Annotated in this window: 22 protein-coding genes; 14 read left to right on the top strand and 8 right to left on the bottom strand. The window is 45.2% G+C overall.

Annotation, left to right across the window (positions count from 1 at the left end; genetic code table 11):
- Positions 1 to 105: 105 nt before the first annotated feature.
- Complete coding sequence (locus MKX30_RS13710; protein ID WP_160790889.1) at positions 106 to 279, top strand: hypothetical protein; 174 nt, start codon at positions 106 to 108, stop codon at positions 277 to 279.
- A gap of 73 nt (positions 280 to 352) precedes the next feature.
- Here MKX30_RS13710 and MKX30_RS13705 read toward each other — a convergent pair whose 3' ends face one another.
- Positions 353 to 1,591 carry an MFS transporter gene (locus MKX30_RS13705; protein ID WP_028542931.1) on the bottom strand — a complete coding sequence of 413 codons (1,239 nt, stop codon included), beginning with the start codon at positions 1,589 to 1,591 and terminating at the stop codon, positions 353 to 355.
- Positions 1,592 to 2,004: 413 nt separating this feature from the next.
- Here MKX30_RS13705 and MKX30_RS13700 point away from each other — a divergent pair, with 413 nt between their 5' ends.
- Both MKX30_RS13700 and MKX30_RS13695 read left to right on the top strand, forming a co-directional pair.
- Positions 2,005 to 2,553 carry a helix-turn-helix domain-containing protein gene (locus MKX30_RS13700; protein ID WP_341062908.1) on the top strand — a complete coding sequence of 183 codons (549 nt, stop codon included), beginning with the start codon at positions 2,005 to 2,007 and terminating at the stop codon, positions 2,551 to 2,553.
- A 100-nt stretch (positions 2,554 to 2,653) separates the two neighbouring features.
- Positions 2,654 to 3,169 carry an acyl-CoA thioesterase gene (locus tag MKX30_RS13695; RefSeq protein WP_013309488.1) on the top strand — a complete coding sequence of 172 codons (516 nt, stop codon included), beginning with the start codon at positions 2,654 to 2,656 and terminating at the stop codon, positions 3,167 to 3,169.
- A 108-nt stretch (positions 3,170 to 3,277) separates the two neighbouring features.
- On the opposite strand, the gene MKX30_RS13690 is transcribed toward MKX30_RS13695, so the two are convergent.
- On the bottom strand, positions 3,278 to 4,744 hold the full coding sequence (locus MKX30_RS13690) for an RICIN domain-containing protein (protein ID WP_025723966.1): 1,467 nt from the start codon (positions 4,742 to 4,744) through the stop codon (positions 3,278 to 3,280).
- A 227-nt stretch (positions 4,745 to 4,971) separates the two neighbouring features.
- On the opposite strand from MKX30_RS13690, the gene MKX30_RS13685 reads away from it, so the two are divergent.
- Positions 4,972 to 5,670 carry a 4'-phosphopantetheinyl transferase family protein gene (locus MKX30_RS13685; RefSeq protein ID WP_028542930.1) on the top strand — a complete coding sequence of 233 codons (699 nt, stop codon included), beginning with the start codon at positions 4,972 to 4,974 and terminating at the stop codon, positions 5,668 to 5,670.
- Positions 5,671 to 5,715: 45 nt separating this feature from the next.
- A complete protein-coding gene (locus MKX30_RS13680) occupies positions 5,716 to 7,305 on the top strand; it encodes an amidohydrolase (RefSeq protein ID WP_341062907.1) in 1,590 nt (529 codons plus the stop codon).
- 68 nt (positions 7,306 to 7,373) lie between these two features.
- On the opposite strand, the gene MKX30_RS13675 is transcribed toward MKX30_RS13680, so the two are convergent.
- From MKX30_RS13675 to MKX30_RS13665, 3 genes are all read right to left on the bottom strand, one after another.
- Complete coding sequence (locus MKX30_RS13675; RefSeq protein ID WP_341062906.1) at positions 7,374 to 8,993, bottom strand: S-layer homology domain-containing protein; 1,620 nt, start codon at positions 8,991 to 8,993, stop codon at positions 7,374 to 7,376.
- Between the two features lie 157 nt (positions 8,994 to 9,150).
- Positions 9,151 to 10,002, bottom strand: a complete 852-nt coding sequence (locus tag MKX30_RS13670) for a DegV family protein (RefSeq protein ID WP_068940141.1) — start codon at positions 10,000 to 10,002, stop codon at positions 9,151 to 9,153.
- Between the two features lie 32 nt (positions 10,003 to 10,034).
- Entirely contained in the window at positions 10,035 to 10,508 is a 474-nt protein-coding gene (locus MKX30_RS13665) for a hypothetical protein (RefSeq protein WP_053325059.1), read from the bottom strand.
- A gap of 219 nt (positions 10,509 to 10,727) precedes the next feature.
- On the opposite strand from MKX30_RS13665, the gene MKX30_RS13660 reads away from it, so the two are divergent.
- Positions 10,728 to 11,111, top strand: coding sequence for a DUF423 domain-containing protein (locus tag MKX30_RS13660; RefSeq protein ID WP_340981450.1), 384 nt, complete (start codon positions 10,728 to 10,730; stop codon positions 11,109 to 11,111).
- Between the two features lie 107 nt (positions 11,112 to 11,218).
- Here MKX30_RS13660 and MKX30_RS13655 read toward each other — a convergent pair whose 3' ends face one another.
- The 3 genes from MKX30_RS13655 to infC form a co-directional block, all read right to left on the bottom strand.
- Positions 11,219 to 11,767, bottom strand: a complete 549-nt coding sequence (locus MKX30_RS13655) for a hypothetical protein (RefSeq protein ID WP_023987852.1) — start codon at positions 11,765 to 11,767, stop codon at positions 11,219 to 11,221.
- Between the two features lie 436 nt (positions 11,768 to 12,203).
- Positions 12,204 to 12,974 (bottom strand): ANT(4')-I family aminoglycoside nucleotidyltransferase, encoded by a 771-nt coding sequence (locus MKX30_RS13650; RefSeq protein WP_023987854.1) that lies wholly within the window; start codon positions 12,972 to 12,974, stop codon positions 12,204 to 12,206.
- Positions 12,975 to 13,034: 60 nt separating this feature from the next.
- Complete coding sequence (infC, locus tag MKX30_RS13645; protein WP_341062905.1) at positions 13,035 to 13,550, bottom strand: translation initiation factor IF-3; 516 nt, start codon at positions 13,548 to 13,550, stop codon at positions 13,035 to 13,037.
- Between the two features lie 168 nt (positions 13,551 to 13,718).
- On the opposite strand from infC, the gene MKX30_RS13640 reads away from it, so the two are divergent.
- The 8 genes from MKX30_RS13640 (at position 13,719) to MKX30_RS13605 (ending at position 21,883) form a co-directional block, all read left to right on the top strand.
- Positions 13,719 to 14,714: an ABC transporter substrate-binding protein gene (locus tag MKX30_RS13640; protein WP_023987856.1), complete on the top strand. Its 996-nt coding sequence runs from the start codon at positions 13,719 to 13,721 to the stop codon at positions 14,712 to 14,714.
- Positions 14,711 to 16,759: an iron ABC transporter permease gene (locus MKX30_RS13635; protein WP_341062904.1), complete on the top strand. Its 2,049-nt coding sequence runs from the start codon at positions 14,711 to 14,713 to the stop codon at positions 16,757 to 16,759. The genes MKX30_RS13640 and MKX30_RS13635 overlap by 4 nt, the downstream gene beginning before the upstream one ends.
- 129 nt (positions 16,760 to 16,888) lie before the next feature.
- Complete coding sequence (locus tag MKX30_RS13630; RefSeq protein ID WP_023987858.1) at positions 16,889 to 17,200, top strand: ArsR/SmtB family transcription factor; 312 nt, start codon at positions 16,889 to 16,891, stop codon at positions 17,198 to 17,200.
- Positions 17,201 to 17,276: 76 nt separating this feature from the next.
- A complete protein-coding gene (locus tag MKX30_RS13625) occupies positions 17,277 to 18,452 on the top strand; it encodes an MFS transporter (RefSeq protein ID WP_279831463.1) in 1,176 nt (391 codons plus the stop codon).
- Positions 18,453 to 18,505: 53 nt separating this feature from the next.
- Positions 18,506 to 19,030, top strand: coding sequence for a hypothetical protein (locus MKX30_RS13620; RefSeq protein WP_341062903.1), 525 nt, complete (start codon positions 18,506 to 18,508; stop codon positions 19,028 to 19,030).
- Between the two features lie 94 nt (positions 19,031 to 19,124).
- Entirely contained in the window at positions 19,125 to 19,799 is a 675-nt protein-coding gene (locus MKX30_RS13615; protein WP_053325064.1) for a VOC family protein, read from the top strand.
- Positions 19,800 to 19,880: 81 nt separating this feature from the next.
- Positions 19,881 to 20,336: a GNAT family N-acetyltransferase gene (locus MKX30_RS13610; protein WP_264453973.1), complete on the top strand. Its 456-nt coding sequence runs from the start codon at positions 19,881 to 19,883 to the stop codon at positions 20,334 to 20,336.
- Between the two features lie 179 nt (positions 20,337 to 20,515).
- The gene (locus MKX30_RS13605; protein ID WP_310167802.1) at positions 20,516 to 21,883 is read left to right on the top strand and encodes a helix-turn-helix domain-containing protein; all 1,368 of its coding nucleotides are present in this window, start codon (positions 20,516 to 20,518) and stop codon (positions 21,881 to 21,883) included.
- Positions 21,884 to 22,099 lie beyond the last annotated feature (216 nt).

The following is a 22,099-nucleotide window of genomic DNA, read 5'->3' as shown; positions in this document are numbered from 1 at the left end:
TTGTAAAGTATCAATATATTATACGTTTGTATGTTATGTTGAATAGTTCCTGCAGGAGAATTGCTCTTAAAAAGCTGTTTTACTGTTGACAACCCAATGAAGGCTATGTACTTACCAAAAAGGTTCGGTCGTGTTCCGGTTCCAGACGATTTGGCAGCAGCCAGTCATCCAAAAGTGGTGTTCAAATGTGCTCCCGATGAGCTCTTCGAAATGGAAAATGAGCAAGAACTGATGATGAATCAAAGCAGCTCGGATGTGTTCATACAAGGGCTGTTTTGACTGAATGGGGAACTCGTAAAAAAAGGGCGTCCCAGTCAGTTCATGACTTATGGGACAACCCTAAGGTGGTGATTTATATAAGCTCCTGCCGCTTTTTCAGATATCCGTAGAGAATAATTCCCGAGATCGCGCAGATGGCTGCGCATAGACCGATAACTCCATATCCCGCCTGAAGTCCGCGCAGTATGCCAAGCTCAGTGGTTGCGCCGTAGACTATCTTGACCCCTTCGATTACCCAGCCGATCACATAGTTGCCAATGACACTACCTATGCCCATCAGCGTGACGACGAACGTAATAGCTGTATCACTGTCCTTCGGATATCTCCTTGCTATGAACGCCATCACGGTCGGATAGATCATTGCAATACCTGCACCTGATACGGCAAAGAGAAACGCCAGTCTCTCTCCACCCGCGATTGCTGCGAACGTACATATCGCTGAGAAGGCGGAGAATAGAATCGTCGAAAGCACGAACCCCATCCGGTCTGTGAGTGGACCAAGCAATAGGCGCCCCAACGAGAAGGTAAGAAAGAACGCTGAGAGCATGCTGGACGCCTCCACCGTGCTCCATGAATACGCTTTCTCTAAAAAGTTGACCAGCCAGCCCCCAACTGCGAGCTCAGAGACTACTCCAAACGACAGGATCATTACCATCATCCAGAGTGCTGGATCGCGGGTTAGCGTCTTGAGTGAGGTTCGATCCTCATGCTGCAAATCGTCTCCCGGGAAGGTGCTGAGCAGTGCGGCCACAATCGGCAGCAGGCAGAGCGACAACATAGCCAGATACATCCCCCGCCAGTCCAGCATATGTCCAAATACCGTCAGTGACATGACTCCCGTCGCCAGCAAAGGGGCGACTGTTGAGCTGAGCCCATAGAAAAAGTGGGACAAATTCATCATCGTGCCGGTATTTTTCACAAAAATCCTCGCCCCCAAAATTGCGAGCGCAATCTCCAGCATGCCGTTCCCGATATACATCAAGAAGTAGGACGAGGCGAAGAACGGATACGTGTGCGACAGATAGATGAACACTCCCGAGATGATCATGGAAGCAAAGGAAATGATGCTGACCGCCTTGATTCCCCACTTACGGACAAGGACAGCGGTGAACGAGCAGGCAATCAAATAACCAAGTGCGTTTAGAGACAACAATGTTCCGAGCTGCTGTTCATCCAGATTGAAGTCGAATTGGATGCGTGGAATGGCAGGGCCTTTAATATTTTCCGAGATGCCAAATACAATAAAGCCAATAAAAATTGTCGCCAGCTGCATCGTATACATGTGGCGGGACTTGCGGGTTTGCAGATTCAAATTTAGTCCCTCCTAGATAGCCAAACTTGATTTTCTCACCTGTTGGGTGTTCAGGGACGGAAAAGTCATAGGATAGCAGCCCTCCTTCAGGATATTACAATAGTTTTGAAAAAAGTTTTAATAAGTGAAAAGTTTAAGGACATTTATATTCAATGTCAAATGTTTTTATTGCATGTTGAAGTAAGCGAGGAACCTGACCATATTACAATTACAGTAAATTGTAGCATGTCTACTTCCCGTTTAAGCTTTGTATTACCTTGATCGGCTACACTTAATTTACTGTGGATAATAAGTCATGCATCCAAAATTGCAAAAGATAAATGATATTTTACGATACAGTCTATATATAGCGAACACACAGTCTTTTGTGTATTCTTCTTATATAGACTTTTGGATACAAGGAGGCATCGTCCGTGGATTCAATGCAGCATATTATTGGCTCTAATTTGGCTCAAATCAGGAAGACTAGAGGATTAAGTTTGGATAAGGTGGCTGAACTGACAGGGGTCAGCAAAGGGATGCTGGCTCAGATTGAGAAGGGGAAATCCAATCCTACGGTAACAACCCTTTGGAAAATTGCGAACGGTTTGCATGTATCCTTCTCCACCTTTCTCAAACAAGATCCGCCGCAAATCACGAAGATTCGGAGGGAAGACCTGCATCCGGTTATTGATGAGGACGGTAACTATTTTGTTTACCCTGTATTCCCGTATCACGCTGAAAAGAAGTTTGAGGTGTTCACGGTAAGTCTGAAGCCAGGCTTTACACACCAGGCAGAGAAGCATTTGGGAGAGGAAACGATTCTCATGATCCGTGGGGAAATGTACTTTGAAATGCAGGGGCAACAGCTCAAGCTGAGTGCAGGGGATGCCGTGCAATTTCAAGTATCTGACATACATACCTACCGGAATGATTCGGATGAGGATGCCGATTTTTATGTATTGATTTATTATGCGGATTAGTGGGATGATTAGCATAGTCTAAAACAGGCTTCCACATCATGATTTTGCAAAATCCTGAGATATAAAAAGAGAGCAACGAGGAAAAGAGAGGAAAGAATCCATGGAAAGCAAGTACATCCGAGAAACCTACTGCTTCAAGACGTCCCGAGTATTTCCCAACGATATCAACAATCATAACACGCTCTTCGGCGGCCGATTAATGTCGTATATCGACGATATCGCATCTATTGCAGCTGCTAAGCTGTGTCGTACGAACACAGTTACAGCCTCTACGGATTCGGTGGATTTTTTGCTACCTATCCATCCGAGTGATTCTGTCACGCTAGAAGCGTTCGTAACCTGGACAGGCCGTAGCTCGATGGAGGTGTTCGTAAAGGTAATTCGTGAAGGACTGATGACTGGTGACCGAAAAATCGCAGCCACCGCCTTTCTGACCTTTGTGGCATTGGACGAGAACAACCGTAAGGTGACTGTCCCGCAGGTGATTCCAGAAACAGAAGAGCAGTTACAATTGCACCAGACGGCTCCATCACGCGCAGCCATACGGCGTCAGCGGAGGGAAGAAAGCAAACAGTTGGCTAGTTTTTTGACAACAGATTATCCGTGGGAATTGTAACGTACTAGAGATTATCAATTTCATCGTTTTACGTAAAAAGGAGCCGTCTTTTCCGTTAGCAGTCACCATGTCTGCTCGGAATACGGCTCCTTTTGAAAATAACTTGAGCTATTCTACTTTAACTACACGGAAATGCTGATTCGTCCCACCATTATCGCCCCATTGAATGGCTTTGGCTCCATCGGCGGTGGCGCCTTCAGAAATATCGATCAGCTTGCCGGTTGCCCGATTTTTCAGCTTGTAATAACCACCGGTTACGGATACTAATTGCCAATGCTGACTGGACCAGCCTCCGTCACTCCACTGCTCAATAACTGTACCGTCTGTTGTGGTACCGCTTTCAACACCAATTAGCTTTCCGCTGTTGCGGTTCACAATTTTATAATATCCGCTGCCTGCATCCTTGAGCTGCCATTGCTGGTTTGCAGCTCCGGAATTTGCACGCTGCTCCAGGTCTGCGCCGTCCGTCGTTGCATTGCCAATAATGCTTAGTGGCTTATTGCTCTTGCGATTCACTAGCTGATAATAGGCATCCGGATCAATGGCAATTGGCGTTGTTATCCCCTCGACCACACCACTGGCGGTGTCAATATTAATGCTGTCGAACCAATCCATGGCTAATGAAGTCGCTGTTGGAAAACGCAGTGGCAGCCATACATATTGAGAATCCTGCACAGGACCGCTCCACGCACCCGCCCAACGGTCGCCCAAATACAGGTATGAAGTTGTCTGGGCACCTTCAACAGGAATCACGTAAGCCGACTGTGAACCATATGTCGTACCGTCCCCGAAGTTTATCGTATTACTCCAGGTTCCTTCAATGCTGGATGCGGTAGCATACTTGGCTTGATTGGGATTCCAGCCGGTTGCCCCGGATGTAATCAGGAAGTAGACGTCTCCTTTTTTGAACATCGCCGGAGCTTCACGATATTGTCCTGGCCAAAGTGTAGTCACCAGCGATTCAACTTGCAGAAAATCCGGTGTCAGACGATAGATGTTCAGATCCGCGTTTACCCGGGTAGCCGAAATGAGGTAAGCTGTACCGTTATCGTTGTATACGGTCATATCGCGCGAATCGTGATCCAGAGGACGGAAGCTGCCCTGATACGTGTAATCGCCGTCCACGGTATCGGAAGAAGCGACAGCCACTCGGGCCTCGTTGTAATTAACCCCATTCTCCTTATGCATCCATAATACGTATTTACGTGTTTTTTCATTGTAAATCACTTTCGGACGTTCAATATTCGAAACATTCAGCTCTACAGCGGAGCTGCTGGTTAGTACGTTTTTACGAAACTCCCAGTTTTTTAAATCAGAGGAACGGTAGGCGGATACCGCCTTGAACGTGCCGTTGGGATTACGATTTTCACCAAACCAATAATAGTAACCGTCTACTTTAATCATACCACCCCCATGGGCATGGACCACGTTTCCATCTGTATCTTTAAACTGAATGCCATTCACAACATTCGCTGAAGCGGCTGAAGCGATCTTAGGTGAAAACATCTGAAAAATGCTCAACGTCAGCAAAATAGAGAGCATAATACACAGCAAGCGGGCAAAATCATATTTCATTGTTTCGTCCTCCTCTGTATGCGTTATTTTAAAGCGCTTTCATTAATAGGCTCTATGAAGTAGTTTTAATAGAGATGCTTATCCCAATTGTATCCATATTGAATTGAAAGTGCTAGAGTAGTATATTGACCATGTACACGGCACACGCCATCCATATCTAACAGACTTCAATCGAACGGTGAGTGTTACAAACTGGCTGATATTCATTAGATATACAGGAGGCAACCATGAAAATATACGCGATTGATACGAGCAAGCCGGAAGCTGAGGAGCATTACGAATTACTGGTAAATCGGGTTTCGCTGGAAAAGCAGCACAAGTTAGATCGTTTTTTACATCGGGAAGATGCTTTGAGGGGCTTATATGCCGATGTGCTGCTAAGATGGTTGGTCTGCCGGCAATTGAAGGTATCTAATGCCAGTCTTCAATTTACATACAATGCGTTCGGTAAGCCTTCCTTGATAAATGCACCCGCATTCCATTTTAATGTTTCTCACTCGGGAAAATGGGTGGTGTGCGCTATTGATGATCACCCGCTTGGAATCGACATTGAACAGCTCCGTCCTATTGATTTTGAGGTAGGCAGAGTGTGCTTTTCGGACAAAGAGTATGATGCGTTAATGCGTCAGGACGCAGACAACCGATTGTCCTATTTTTACGATCTATGGACGCTTAAAGAAAGCTTTGTGAAGGCCGAGGGGCAGGGACTAACTCTACCGTTGAAGTCTTTTTCATTCGAACTGAAGGCACAACCGTTCATAGGCTTCACGACAGAGGGCTTTACCACCGAGTATTGTCATTTTAAGCAGTATGAGTTGGATCAGGATTATAAAATGGCTGTCTGTGCAGCTCATGACCAATTTGCCCAGCAGGTGCAGCAGATAGATATAAATACACTACGCTTGGAAGTGGCAACACAGGCGTAATATGAAGTGGATATGCGTATAGTTGAAAAAAGGAGATGAGTGGCGTTGACATTCGTTTTGTTCAAGCACGGCCGGTTGCATGGGGATTGGGCTTCCAAAGGAGACTCCATCGTTGTACAGCAGGGTCGGATACAAGCCATCGGATATGCTCGGGAGCTTGAATTGCAGTTGACCGGTAAGGAATATGAAACTGTGGATTGGGAAGACGCCTATGTACTGCCAGGCTTAACCGATTCACATATGCATTTGTCTATGCATGGTATGAAGCTGGCTATGCTGGATTTAACATCAGCTACCTCCAAGGAAGAGATGCTGGCTATGCTGCGCAAACGGGTCGCTGTAACACCGCCGGGAGAGTGGATTTTAGGACTTAACTGGAATGAAAATGCGTTTATTCCTGTTGAAATTCCGGGTATAGCCGAGCTGGATGCCATTACAGATCAGCATCCGGTATATCTCACTCGTACGTGCTTTCATACGTTCTTGGCCAATTCAGAGGCATTTCGGCGTGCGGGTATTAGCGAGGACACCCCTGACCCGGCTTCTGGAGCCTATGGACGAGACGCACATGGACGGTTGAACGGATTGATTTATGAGGAAGCATCCTTTGCCTTTACTAGCGTGCAGCCAGAGCCGGATTATTCGGTTAAGAAGGATACGATTCGGCGGGCTTGCCTGGATGCGCTACGGCTTGGTCTAACTGCTGCGCACACGGAAGATTTACGTTTTTTGGGCAGCGTGGAGACGATGCAGCGAATTTACAGGGAGCTGAGGGAAGAAGGTCTTGCTTTTCGCACACACCAGCTCATCTATCATCCCTTTATGGAAGAAGCGCAAGTGCAAGGGCTGCGTGCAGGTACCGGAAATGAGTGGTTTAAAATCGGTGCGATTAAAATGTTTGCCGATGGCGCTATTGGTGGAAGAACGGCATTATTGTCAGAACCTTATAGTGATGCTCCACATACCCGCGGAATGGCGATTCAACCGCAGCCAGAGCTGAATCAGATGGTGGCAGCTGCCAGGGCCGCAGGCTTTCCAGTGGCTGTACATGCTATAGGGGATGGGGCAGCGCACATGATTTTGACAGCGATGGAGGCCCATGTGCTCACGGAGGAAAGCGGTTTGCCAGATCGCCTGATCCATGGACAGGTGCTTAGGAGGGATTTGATCAAGAGAATGGCGAAGCTGCCGCTGATTGCGGACATCCAGCCCCGTTTTGTCGCAAGTGACTTCCCTTGGGTACTGGATCGTGTGGGGAAAGAACGGACTGAATATTTATATGCCTGGAAAAAGCTGCTGGAAGCAGGCATTCCATGTGCTGGAGGTAGTGACGCGCCGATTGAGCCGTTAAACCCTTTTCTTGGTATTCATGCGGCAGTGACTCGCGCCAAGCCCGAAGAAATACATGAGGGCTATCTTCCCGCTGAAAAGCTGGATGTACATGAAGCCATTCGTCTGTTTACCACGGGAAGCGCAGTAGCAGCCGGGGAAGCTGATGAAAGAGGGGCGATAGCTGAAGGGAAAGCCGCTGACTTTACAGTCATTGACCGTGATGTATCGGAAAGCCCGCAAGCTTTACTTGACGTGAGGGTACGAATGACAGTTGTAAACGGGAAAGTAGCATATCGGTCATAGGCTGGTGATAAGTTGTATGCCAAAAGCCTTCAACTTCACTTTTCACGTGAGGTTGAAGGCTTTGTATTTTATAAACCACGCTGTATAAATCGGTCTGCGTTTTTTACACTGGACCACAGATCAGAGCTGGCTCCGCCCGGATACCAGTAGGCGAAGCCAGCAAACCCAGCATCCTGCCCCAAGCGATACTTACGAGTGAAGGATCGTCCTTCCTCAAGCCACAGCTTATGAAGCTGTGTGTCTTTGTAAGACACGGTATACTGCTGAATATCCTCATTCCAGATTGGTTTGGAGACGGAACGGGATACTAGCTGGTTTTGCTGATCTAGTGATATATCAGAGGAAGCGATTGAATGTCCGCTAGCGTTAAGCGTCCAGTTCCGTGTAAATAATGGCAACGCCAAGATCGCTTTCTCCGGATAGGTGGTTTGTACAAAACGCCGTACGCTTTCACGGAGCCATGGCAATGAGGACACAGAGCCGGGGATCGAGCTACCTCCCCAATGCTCGTCATATCCCATCAGGATCAGATAGTCTGCCGCAGCGCCAAGCTGTTTATAATCAAAGGCGGCAGTCCAGTCCGTTCCATAATCAGGAGATACACAAATCGCCAGTACCGTATTCTGACTCTTCAACTTAGCTTTTAATTGTTGGACGAACAATGTTAAATTGGCACGATCCTGACCATCTACATTTTCAAAATCAATGACAAGTCCGTTCAAACCGTATACAGATACGGCATTGGCAAGCTGAGTTATAGTTTTATTCCGTAGAACCTCACTGGATAGAATTTGGTGCGTCAGCACCAGATTGGAACGGTTGCCTACCATAGCCCAGATATTTTTATGATGCTGTTTGGCCCAGGTGAGCAGCGACGAATTAGTATAGTCGCTTATACTACCTGTTTCATTTAGAAAAAACCAACGTGGTGACAGGGTGTTGATGTTGGATTGGAGCACCGTATTTTCAAACTGCTGAACGGTTTGATCATATTGCCAGCCTAGTCGGATGGAAGAAGCCGTGGAAGCAGTTTGGTTAGCATGCTTTGTTGAATACGTTAGCAGACGCTCCAGCAATGCCGCTGTTTCTTCGCGGGTTAGAGAGGATGCTGGACGAAAATAGTTACTTTCACCTTTCATAAAGCCGTAACGATTTACGGTGGTTACCGCATCAAGAGCCCAATCTGCAATTTCCCCAGTATCTGTGAAGGAGGAAGTAGCATTTCCTGATCCGCCCGAAGAACGGATGAGACGTGCGATCATCAAGGCCGCTTCTTGACGGGTTATAGGACTATTAGGTTGGAATGTGGCAGACGTTCCCCCCTGAACGATATTGAGTTGAGAAGCCGCTTCAATCCATCCATAGTACCACGTCTTTTTGGCAACATCTCGGTAGGAGGAAACGGCTGCTTGTACAGGCTCCAGACCGAGTGTACGGTCCAGTGCGGTAACCCATTCGGCTCTGGTAACAGCCTTTTTAGGAGAGAAGTAACCAGGTTGTGTACCGTTCAAAATTCCTTTAGCGTGCAGGGAAATAATAGACTGATAGGCATAGCTGTGTGCAATATCTTGGAACGTAGCGCCGGATGATGCTGCTGCTGGAGCAGCTAAGTATGAAGTGAATGTTGTGATGGCTGCAGTTGCTGAAAGGGTGAGCCTGGTTAACCAACGTGATCGTTTGGAACTCATACCAAATAACCTTCTTTTTTATGATAGATTGTAGATTCATATATCGTTACTCGACGAATAATACTATCAAAAAGAGGAAAGTTATTCATTGCTAAATTGCTGGAAAAACACCAAAAAACCCGCTACCTATGCGGCAACGGGTTTGATATTGGATAAACTATGCTTTTTTGGCATACATAATACCGATAGTCTGTGGACCACAATGACTGGAAATGACACAGCCTGCTGTAGTTAGCAGTACCTCTTGTGCGTTCGTTTCTTCTTTCAAGCGAGCTTGCAACATCAGCGCATCTTCCTCGGCCAAAGCGTGCACGACAATAATGATATCGTTATCCATCTGATCTCGTTGATTCAGAGCGTTTTGCAGCATCTGATCCAGTGCTTTTTCACGTTTGCCGCGGACTTTGTAGGCAGGCGTCATTTTTCCGTCAATCACTTTGATCACCGGACGAATTTTGAGCAGACTGCCAATCAGGTTTTGCATGCCTGAGCATCTTCCGCCTTTATACAGGTATTCAAGTGTATCAATGACAAATTCCGTGTCTATTAACGGCCTGGTTTTTGTCAACATGTCTACAATCTGCTCTATCGTATTGCCGTTGGTTGCCGCACGAGCAGCTTTCATCACAAGCAGGCCAAAGCCGCACGACAAATTCAAGGAATCAAAAACCGTAATGCGACCTTCCGGAAATTCGGAGGCAGCGAGTAGCGCATTCTGGTACGTCGATGATAGCTCGGAAGACAGACTGATATATAAAATGTCGTCCCCTTGTTCTATGTAGGGCGCAAAGGCTTGAATAAAATCCGACGGAGAAGGTGCGGCGGTACGCGGTAAATGTCCCTCGCGGCTTACACGTTGAAATAATTGTTCTGGGTGAATGTTCACACCATCCTGCAATGCTTCATCACCAAATACTGTATACAATGGCACAATACTAATCTCGTACTGTTGACGCCAGTGAGCAGGAATATCACTGGTACTGTCGGCAAAAATTTTAATTTTGTTCATACATTGAATCCTCTCTGTGTGATGCGGAAAAATTATAAAGATTGCACGGAGGAAGGATAGATATCCGCTGTGCTATTCGGAACGGAAAGACCGATGGCAAGAAGTGCAATAAAGCCCACAATAATAAGTGCATTAATGATTAAGCCTGTAATAGCAAAGGTTTTCTTACGGTTTTTTAACGCAATTCCAATGATACCGACCACAAGTCCGCTACAATTCAGCAACAGGCTGCCTAAAAAAATAAAAGGAAGCAGTACCGTTCCGGTTTGCTGCAGAGCGACTTCCGGGTTCATCGTTTGGTATTGGCCGAAATGAGCCAGCAGATTAATAACCATAATAGCCAGAATAATATATCCGATCAGGCTGACAAGCGACATAATAAAAGAAGCAATTCCGGGACCGGAATGTTTGAGCTTGACCGGAGGCTGGAACACAGGAGTTTCTGAAAAAACAGGGTGCTCCTCAGGCGCAGCAGGCTTTTGCAAATTAGGATCTTGGTAACTCATTTTTTCAACTCCTTGAACATAGTCCGAACAGGTACTAATTTTCCACAAAATAAACAAAAAAGCAAGCCACCCTATACATTACCCTTCAAAAGACAGGGTCTAATCATCCAATTCTGTATGTGGTCTGTTCACACACGCTGGCTGGTAAACTTCATACGGTTTCGATAAAATAAGAAGAACATTCGGTTAAAAGGATGAGATGAAAAGGAGTACACAAACATGCAACGAAAATGGATATTTATGGGATCTATAATGATGATGTTGGCGGTAGCCATTGGAGCGTTCGGGGCACATATTGTGAAAGCCCGGATCGACGCGGATGCTTTGGCCGTGTATGAAACAGGTGTGAAATATCATATGATTCACGCTGTCGGTTTGCTGATCATTGCGTTGGCTGCTGGACAGTGGGGTTCTTCCAACCGTTTGAGATGGGCAGCGCGTCTGTTATTAACGGGTATCATTTTGTTTTCCGGCAGCTTGTATGTACTAAGTTTGACCGGAATCCGTGTGCTGGGGGCTATCACCCCCTTAGGAGGCGTATGCTTTATTGCAGGATGGATATTGTTGGCATGGGCTGCCATGGGCCTGAAGAAAGAGGATTAGAGTTCTTTTCGGATAATGCAAAAAAAAGAGAAAGGGCAAGAAAGACGTCATGTTTTTCCTGCCCGTTCTCTTTTTTTTTGCTTCGTTTTTTTATGAAGTATTTACATTTACGATGTAATTTCATCGATCTCATTCATTTTAAAGGAGTACACTTGCTTCTCATCTACATGATACACACTCAGCAGGCTATTATCATGATCCAGATTGAGGATGCGGCAAGGGATGCTACGCTGTCCGCCATAGCGGTTCACAATTAACCGTACAAGCGTATTATCTTGTATATAGCGTTTGATCCATTCATACGTACTAAGTTCTTGTTGTGTTGCAGGCTTTGGCTGTACGTGGGATTGTTTGATCTCTTGAACGACTGGCGGCTTGTTCGTAACTGCGGCTGACTTCTTTTTGGAGAACTTTTCCGCAAGCGTAGCAGCTGCGTCAGACGGGTTATTACTGGCTGACTGTTTTTTTAGATACAGTGCAGCTTCGATTAAATTCCCAAGTTCAATACCGGATTGAATCCGGCTATCCGCAATGTGTTCGTTTTGGCTCAAGAGATTAAGCAGGAACTGAAGGGCCTCTACGTTCGAACGGCCTTTAACTAATACATCTACATTAAATAAATAACTGGTTTCGTCTTGATTTGATTCCTTTTTCATACATCCTCCAGCCCAAGCCATGGGTAATTAGTCTTTTATAGTACCTATCAATATATCATTAAAACGTAATCTATCATAGTGCCTAAGGCCCTGTTGTTGGATATTAACAAAAATAAAATCTATATAAAGCCCTATGTGTAAAATTTTAATGGAGTACACCGGAATTGTACATTTTTGCATGTGTACACGAATGAGGTCAGTATGTGAGCACTAGATATAGATAAGCAAAGCCAGAGTTACATATACAGAGAATAAAGGAGGTAGGGGGTGAAATCAAGTAGTTTGAATTTTAAACATGTTACAGTGGGAAAATATAACGAAGCAGTATCATCCATCCAGAAGAAAAGTAAAATCCCCCTTAACGAAAGGGGGGATGGGGCATATCAAAAACATGATATATTATAGTAATCGCAATTAAAGTAAATTTTATTTGCGATCAAAAGGGGATTCGTTGTGGTCGAATAAGGTAGTCATGTTCGACTGCCCAACTCACAAGACCACTCCAGAAATCTTCACAGGCTGAAATGATCTTCGCTGGTTCAGCTAAATCTCCGGACATCACCAACTTAACTACATGATCAAATCCTTCTGGACGACTCGGCAGTTCCAGGGCCTCCGGTAGAACCATTGAACCCGTTGAGAAAAGCTTCTGATTGTGCAACCCAACTAACATAGCCCCATATTGGGCAAACTGCATTACCAAGTACGGCAAGTAGGTATGAGGGCCATTTACACGGACATTTCTAAGCTTTCCTATAAACTCGTACATTTCACCTACAAGCACTTCGTTGATGGCATGCCTGAAATCTTCCTTTGTTGGGGATTCAGCCGCTTCCTTTAATATAGAAAAAAAGTTTTTAGGATCATACAGACGAAGTGGGGAAAAGAAGGGTTCATGTGTCAATGGCCAATCGCCCTCAACAGTAGAGGCAATTTTAAGAAGAATGTCTGAACTACAGACGTTCACCTCAGCTTTCCAGGGCCCCGCCGACCATTCATGGCTAAATTCTACGGGGCCGTTTGGTTCACTTAGTACACAAAACATTTCAATGTCCGAGAAAGGGCCGTCAGTACCTTTGGCAACAGATCCATAGATCCCTATAGCCAGAATTTTGTCTCTGTATACTTCATGTAACCTCGCAGCTATTTCGTGGCAAGTCTGAAGTCTCTCACTTCGAGAAATGTTGACAGGTCCATTCATGTCCATTAGTGATCTCCCTCTATTTCCTACGGTCTAAGTGACTTGTCCAATTTACGGATTTGCCATTCAGCGAGGGTTTAATTTCACTTGTGAGCCCTTGCCGCCCGTCTGGATTCCAGTATCCTTCACTCCGGCTTCCTTCAGATCGACCAGTAGCCGCTCTAGTACAGCGTTGGCGACAGGTGCTTCTTTTGCACCAGACGCTTTAACGACCAACTGCACCGGTTTGCCGGAACGCAGATGTTTGTCTGCCTGACGCAGCTTCGTGTCGTAATCATGCTCCTCAATATGAGCAGTGAAGCGAAGCTCCTTGACCTTTTCTTTGCCGCTGTTTTTTGCGGTTCGGCCGACATTCGTTTTGCTTGCTGCGGCTTCTTTTTGCGCAATCGCTTTTCCTTTGCCCTTTGCGACCAAGCTACAGGGCGGTGGACTGCTCATCAGTGAGGTGCAGACCAGGTCCACCCCTTTGGATCGGGCCATAGCCAAGGCTTCTGACTTCGAGACAACGCCGAGCTTCTCCCCTGCGAGTCCAGTGAGTACCACTTCGTCAGCTTTAATTTGCTCGTTGATTAATACTGCCACGTAAATGTAGCCTCCCTTAAACAATGATAAAGCTATCATATACGGAACCCGTTTGCGATTCAATTTTAGATCTATCCGTATTGACAAAAGTCACTAAGGCCTATACTCTTTTACTGATAATGATTATCATTTTCCAATGCAATATACATACAGGGGTGATTGAAAGAAATGAAAAAGATGTTGAATAGCCTATTGTTATTTGTAGTATTTACTATTGTATTGGCGGGCTGCGGTGCAGCTGGGGATAGCTCGAAGACGGAAGGTACTGCTGGGTCTGAGCAGACATCTACTACGGCTGGTCCGGTTACGGTTAAGGACGACCACGGGGAAGTCAAGCTGGACAAGCCAGCGGAACGTGTCGTTGTACTCGAATGGACGTTTACCGAGGACCTCATTGCACTTGGCGTACAGCCTGTCGGCAATGCGGACAATGAAAACTACAAGCTGTGGGTAACACCGGAGGCAAAGCTGGCTGATACCGTAACTGATATCGGCACACGGGGCGAACCGAATCTAGAAGCGATTGCGGCGCTCAAGCCAGATCTTATTATCTCTAACGCCGATAACAATGCAGCGATCTATGCACAGCTTAAGGGGATTGCACCGACGATAGAATTCGATCCTTACAAGGGGAACGGCTATGATTACGACCGTATGGTCGAAATTTTCAAGCAAGTCGCTGTGGCTACCGGAAAAACGGAACAGGCTGATAAGGTCCTAAGCGAACTTGACCAGCACTATGTAGATGCAAAGGCTACATTGGAGAAGGCAGGCAAAGCAGACTTTCACTATGCGCTGACACAAGCCTTTACAGCTCAAAATGCTGCCAGTCTGCGAATGTTCAAAGAAAATTCGGTTGTAGTGGGAACGCTTGCGAAAATCGGCATGGTGAACGACTGGAAGTCGGACAAGACCGAGAAATACGGGTTTAGCACCGTTGGCATTGAAGCTCTTCCAGCTGTGCAGGACAGCAATTTTATCTATATTACGCAAAAGACGGACGATGTATTTGGAGCCGCGATGAAGAACAACTCGGTATGGAACGGACTGAACTTTGTCAAAGAAAAACGGACCTACCCACTGGACGGTACAACATGGACGTTCGGCGGCCCAATCTCATCCAAAGTGCTGGTTGATCAAGTAGTCGGAGCTCTGACGAAATGACCCGAACAGGCACAACGGGTTTATCGAAGACTTGGCGTGTAGGAAGCATTTTTGGGGGCGGATTGATCGTCCTCATCGTGCTTTTTTTTGTAAGCTTGTGTTATGGAGAGGCTTCAATCCCGCTGCATACAGTAATTGAGGCGTTGACCCAGCGTCAGAATACGCTCGATCATAACATGGTGTGGGATCTCCGAATGCCGCGTACGGTCATCGGAATCCTAGCAGGTGGTGCGCTGGCCATCGCCGGTGCTCTGCTCCAGGCCATCACTAAAAATCCGCTGGCGGCTTCTGATACACTAGGAATTAACGCCGGTGCCTACTTTGTGGTCGTCCTTGGCGCGGTGATGTTTCCCGGATTGCTGCATCAGGCGCCGTTTCTATTTGCCGCTGTCGGCGGCCTGCTTGCAGCGGTGCTGGCTTACTTCATGGGCGGGGGACGATCTGGAAGTCCAATTCGGTTGGCGCTTGCCGGTTTGATTGTATCCATGGTTCTCGGTTCGTTTACCGGAGCTTTGCATATCTTTTATTCATTTGAAACGCAGGGACTGTTTCTCTGGGGTTCTGGCTCGCTTGTGCAAAACGACTGGAGCGGGACGACTTACGCCTGGCCCTGGGTCGTAGGACTCTCGATCATTGCCGTTCTGCTGTCAAGGCAGTTTGATGTTCTGGATCTGGATGAGTCCACATCCACGTCGCTCGGACAAAAGGTTAGCTTGACCCGGGCGGTGGGAATTGTATTGGCTGTACTGCTGTCGACCATTACAGTCAGCGTCATTGGACCCATTGGTTTTGTGGGTCTGGTAGCTCCGCATTTGGTTCGCTTAAGCGGTCTAAAAATGCATCGTTGGGTGCTGCCTGGTTCCTTCCTGTGGGGGGCATTACTGTTGACTGGCGCTGACGTGCTGGCGAAAATGGTCCACCAATCAAGCATGGATCTGCCGACCGGAGCAATGATGGCCTTGATCGGTGCTCCTTGGTTAATTTGGCTGATTCTGTGGAAGATGAAGCTACCTTCTGGTATTAGTGGACAATCTTCAATGAACATAGGTGTGCGCTCTCGGAAATTACCGTATGGCAGGCTGGTCATGTTGCTTGGGTGCGGTGCCGTGCTGTTGACCGTATTCAGCCTGATGTTTGGAGGAATGCGAATTCCGGTCGGCGATTTGCTGTCCGGCCTGTTCGGCGGTGAGAACGCAAATTCGGCCTTGCTGCAGTTTAGAATTCCGCGCACGCTGGTGGCAGCCGGGGCTGGTATCGCGCTTGCGGTCAGCGGTGTCTTGATCCAATTAGCTGTTCGTAATCCCTTAGCGGATGCCTCGATCATCGGTGTTTCTTCAGGGGCTGGTTTCGGCGCGCTTGCAGTGATTATCGTTTGGCCTGGGCTGCCTGTTTATATGCTGCCCATCGCGGCGATTGCCGGAGCGACGGTGTCGGCGGCGGTGATCTTCTTTTTATCATGGAACAAGCACCTAAACCCGTCTGTGGTCATCCTACTTGGGATTGCTGTATCAGCGATCGGAGCAGCCGGCATTCAGATACTGATTATCCAAGGTTCGCTTTGGGGCAGCACAGGCTATATTTGGCTGACGGGTAGTACCTACGCTCGAAACTGGGGGCAGGTGGCGACGATTCTGGCTTTTCTGCTCGTGTTGTTGCCAATAGCCTGGTGGCTAGCTCGCCGCTTCGATCTTTTGGTATTTGACGATAGCAGCGCCATGGGACTGGGACTTCCGGTGCGCCGCACCCGGCTACTGGCCATGGCAGTGGGTGTACTGCTGGCGGGCGGAGCGGTGGCCTGTGTGGGTACAGTTGGCTTCATCGGGCTGATTGCCCCGCATATCGTGCGTACGTTGATTGGGCACCATGTACGCCGCTCCATTGTTCTGTCGAGCATCTTGGGAGCGGTGATGCTGGTGCTGGCTGATACGATTGGCCGGACAGTGCTTGCGCCGACCGAAATTCCTTCCGGATTGCTGATCGCACTGATCGGTGCACCGTATTTCCTGTACTTGATGTATCGCTCCAATAAGAGTAAGTCAGTGTAGTTGAATATGTACACAAACAGGCTGTTTCCCAGCGGATTTCTGTGGGGAAGCAGCCTTTATTATTAATTCTCCTACGTAGTCATTGGGCTTTATATTTACAAATCTAATAAAATAGATATAATATTTTATATGGAACCGTCATTGATTTATAAAGCATTGTCAAACGAAACTCGTCGTCTAATTATGCTGTGGTTAAAAAAACCAGAAGAGTTTTTTGATGAACAGGCTTATCTAAAACAAGGGCTTAATTTTCAAATTGGTGTATGTGTGGGAGATATACAGGCTAAAGCGGGACTTGCGCAGTCTGTGATTTCAAGTTATTTATTAACGATGCAAAAATCCGGTTTGTTAGAGTCTGAGCGTATTGGGAAGTGGACGTACTATCGTCGGAATGAAAAAACAATCCGGGAATTTGCCGAGTACGTTCAAAAGGAACTATAAACTGAAAGGAGGTTTTTTTTCACATAACATATCTACAAATCTATATATATAATTAAAATGGAGGCTTATACTTAAAATGAAAAAGGTTAACCCGTTACTTATTATCATTCTGGCTTTAGGCGTATTCGGCATTATTACAACGGAAATGGGGATTATAGGCGTTCTTCCTCAAGTAACTCAAAAATTCAATGTATCAGCTGCCCAGGCTGGTTGGCTCGTCAGTATTTTTTCTTTAGTTGTAGCGATTTCAGGTCCGTTCTTGACCTTACTCGTTTCCGGCATGAATCGTAAAGTCATTCTATTAACCGCTGTATTCAGTTTTGTCATTTCCAATATTGTCTATGCCTATACCACTCATTTTGAGGTCATGCTCATTTTTCGTGTTCTTCCTGCTATTTTTCATCCTGTCTTTTTTTCGGTCGCTCTCGTGACTGCATCTCATCTTGTCCCCCCTGAAAAGAGTAGTAAAGCAGTCACCAAGGTTTTCGCTGGAATTACAGTAGGATTTGCTTTTGGCGTGCCTTTGACTTCCTATCTTGCTGATAAGATATCGTTAGAAGCTGCTTTCTTATTTGGTGCTGTCGTAAGCATGATTGCATTTGTAGGAATACTCGTATGGCTTCCTTCCCTGCCAGTTCAGGAAAAGATGTCTTATGGCAAACAGCTTGGTATATTACGTAAACCTCAATTGTGGTTCAACATTGTGACTGTTATTTTTATCTTTGCAGCTATGTTTTCGGTGTATAGCTACTTTGCTGAATATCTTGGAGAAGTAACTCTTATGAACGGGTCATGGATCAGTATGATGTTGATGGTCTTTGGAATCGTCATGATTTTTGGAAACTTTTTATTTGGGGGATTATTACATAAAAATCTGACCAAGACTGTCATCATGTTCCCATTGCTATATATGGTCATTTACGTATTCACTTATGCTCTGGGGACTTCTTTCCTACCGATGATTGTGGTTGTGCTCATTTGGGGGGCCGTGCATTCCGGGGGGCTTATTATTAGTCAAACATGGTTAACCACTGAAGCGAAAGAAGCTCCAGAGTTTGGTAACAGCCTGTTTGTCTCATTTTCTAATCTAGGTATTACGATGGGAGCTGCTATAGGCGGCTGGTTTATCTCTCACTTGGGAATACACCAGCTCATCTGGAGCGGAATGATGTTTGCGCTGCTAGCGTTCTTATCTATGATTATAAAAATAAAATTGTTCAATTCGAATGCAACGGAAGTCAACGTGCGTTAAAATATGGAGAGACATTAGAAGAGTACTCTACATTATCTAATTGGGAGGAATAGATGAATATTCGAATGTATCACGATCTGGAGGCTCAATTGGAAGAAGTGATTTGGGCTCTTGGAGAGGAAGCAGCTCTTACACTCCCCATAGATAGCGATATGGCCGAGGAAAAGGCACAGAAGGCTTGGGATCTAATCCCTGAGCCTAAGCATAAATGGGGCATTACAGGTGTAACTTTGCATCAGTATGTTCAAATACTCAACTATAACAGCCATATGCAGCGATCAGTAGAGCTTTTAAATGAGGAGATTTTAGATTTAGAAGGTTCAGGGTACCGAATCATACATGCAGAGCCTTACATTCAAATGGCGGAAACGCTTCTTCTTCAGAGCAAGCCTGGATTAGCTCATAAATATCTCAAGAAGGCATACTCGATTGGGGGCGCACGGGCATTTCGGGATCAGCCCAAGCTTTATCTCGAAATGGCGAAAAGTAAAGCTCTGGATGAACAGGATGTATTACTTCAATTTGCGGCGTTAGATGTGAATGCCAAACTTCTAAGCGATTTAAAGGATAATCAATAACCAATGTAATGGCCTCATACAGTCTGAGATAAAATGCTGATCTGGATACGACGGAAAATGGGTTTCAATATTATTTATGGGGAGGACCAATGCATTGAAATTAAAAGAAGTGCTTTTAGGCACCCACAGTTTCGAAGCGATAAAAGCTTTTTACGGCTCTCTCTTGGATTTGCAGGTTGTGGAGGAAAACCCTTCGCGGTTGTCTTTTCAAGTAGGGGAATCGGTTCTTGCTTTTCAGGAATCCTCCCACATGGAAAATGAATTTTATCATATTGCGGTTACGATTCCAACGAATAAATTCATAGAAGCAAAACAGTGGATAATCGACCGTGGGATTTCATTGATTTCAAGACCCCAAGAAGATGAGTTTTTTTTCGAAAACTGGAATGCAACAGCGCTTTACTTCTATGATCCGGATCATAACCTTGTCGAGTTCATCGCTCACCATACACTCAACAACGCAGTCACTGAAGCTTTCGGGCCCCACTCTCTACTTCGTATAAGCGAGATCGGTCTTCCTGTCGATGATGTCTCCGAAGTATCAAGGATAATCACCGAAACGTTCCAACTTGATTCATGGGGAGGGGCTGGACAGAAATTCGCGCCGCTAGGGGATGTAGAAGGATCATTTATAGTCATAGACAAACAACGGCCTTGGTTCCCTGATGATAGGCTTCCGGCCGTATTTAACACCAGAGTCTTGTTCGAAGCTCCATGCTCTGCCAGTCTTTCGCTTCACAATGGTTTGTATGAATTGAGATCAAACTGATTTAGGGCTTCCCCGGATTTCTGGAATAAAGCTTACACAAGGGGGAAATCCGGGGGCCATAATACATTCAGGAGAGAATATATGAATATTAGACTACTTGATTCAAATGAAAAATATCCATTAGAGCTCTTGTTACTAGCTGATCCTTCGCACCAACTTGTTGAGGAATACTTAAAAAGAGGGCAGTGTTTTGTAGCAGAGATTGACCATCATATTGTTGGAGTCTATGTTCTTTTACCTACAAGACCTGAAACAGTTGAGTTAGTGAATATAGCAGTATCAGAAGGTATGCATGGTAAAGGAATAGGCAGACAATTAGCAACACATGCAATTGAAACAGCTAGGGCACAAGGTTATAAAACGATGGAAATGGGCACAGGAAACTCTAGCATTGGGCAGTTAGCTCTCTACCAAAAATGTGGGTTCAGAATTGTCGGTGTAGATCTAGATTTCTTTGTCAGACATAACTATCTAGAAGAAATTTATGAGAATGGCATACAGTGTAGAGATATGATTCGTATGTCTCAGGATTTATAGAGCTTAATTTCTTTGCAAACCCTTCAAAGGTATCTTAAGTAAGGTTCTGAAAGGTATATGATATTGTGCCAAAAGATGGTACAATAAATTGCGGAAAGGCTATACAATCATTGGATTGCAATAGTCCTCTTTTTAATGAGTTGATATCCTAACAAGTTCCTGATAAGGGGTGGTTACTTTTGTACAACACAACCACGATACTCACAGAGATAACAAAACATATGAAAGATAAAGATTTAATCCTTAGTGATCTTGCCAGAGAGGCAGAAATGAATCCGGGAACCATGAGCAGTATTATTAATGGGAACCGCACTCTTTCAGTGGATCAGCTAGACCGAATTACAAAAGCAATGGGGCATCCCGTTGGCTATTACTACGAACGGTATGTGTCTGAGTATTTAACAGAGGCTAATCCGAATTGGCGTCGAATGAGTCCTTTTATACATAATTGTGCGAAATTGAACAAACTGGACTGCATTCATGATGTGGTCAATCTATTGATGGATAAGTTGGGCTATTCAGAATCCTTATTTGAGCTTGCTGAAGAGCTGTTTAAAGAAGAATGTTATGAAGCGGCAACTATTCTGTACGAGAATGTAGCTATGAGTGAGAAAAAACAGTATTCGGAACGTTTAGCAATTTGCCAATATCGACTGTTCCAAACGAGGCAAGGAGATAATCAAGAAAAAAATTATGATGCGGTTGTTCAATTTGAGGCTTACGTGGAACGTTTGGATGAAGCGGACCAGTTAGATGCGTTAAGAGATTTAGTAAATACTTGTCGTTCATTGCGAAAGTGGGATAAGGCAAATAACTTTGCTACGGCTTTGGGCAATAAAGCTGAAATACAATATAAAATTGACCAGCAGCATACAAAGAGTGAGCAAACAAAGAAGCCTTTTTATCCTCCATTTGTTTATTGGGCATTTTCGCATTTAATTCGTGCTGAAATTTGTGATGCTAATAAAGATTATGAGACAGCGCTTCAGCATATTCAAAAGTATGCCGACTTAAGCTGGGTAGAAGAAAAAGATGATACAACTTTAAAATGGAAAAATCAATTTAAAGAATGGGCCGACGCCAATACTTATGTGAATAGGCTTATGTCTGGCGATGTAAGCGTACTCTCTGATTATGTTGCTTATTTTTCTTCGAAGGAAGATGAAATACTTCCCGCAATAGATAACATAATCGAGGCGGCTAATCGATACAATATAAATGTAGATCATATACTTGCATTGTTTGAAGTAGAAATTCAATCTTTTTTGAATGAACAAAATCGAGTAGGCGTATATACTCAACAAATTATTTTAGAACGTTTTACTCATTTCTCCAATGAATTAGCAAAATACTATTTGAATAAAGGGATATATCCAGAAGGGTTTCGTTTTTTGTTGAGTTGTTTGGAAAAATCTACAGCTATTAATAATAAATCATATATAATCAAATGTGTAAGACTCTATGAGTCCTATCAAGAGTATGCATCACCTGAAACAAAGACAGCGTATAGAAATTTGATTAAAGAGGTGGAGGAAGATGAAGCATAAAATTGTTCTAACCATATTGGTGACTAGCTTTCTATTAATGACGATAGTGGTTGCTCCTTTCCAATATCAAGAGTTTGGGTCTAGATACGAACCAACAGGGCACCACGGGGGAATCTAAGAATAAAAAGTCTCCAGTATAAGGCACAGTAGAACCTAAAAAATTACTATTATTAAGTGGTTAGACGGAATGATCCGTCTAGCCTTTTTATTGCGTTT

Origin of the sequence: Paenibacillus sp. FSL P2-0173, assembly GCF_038008045.1 — a bacterium.
Classification (GTDB): domain Bacteria; phylum Bacillota; class Bacilli; order Paenibacillales; family Paenibacillaceae; genus Paenibacillus; species Paenibacillus polymyxa_B.
This window is presented reverse-complemented; position numbering and strand designations above follow the sequence as displayed.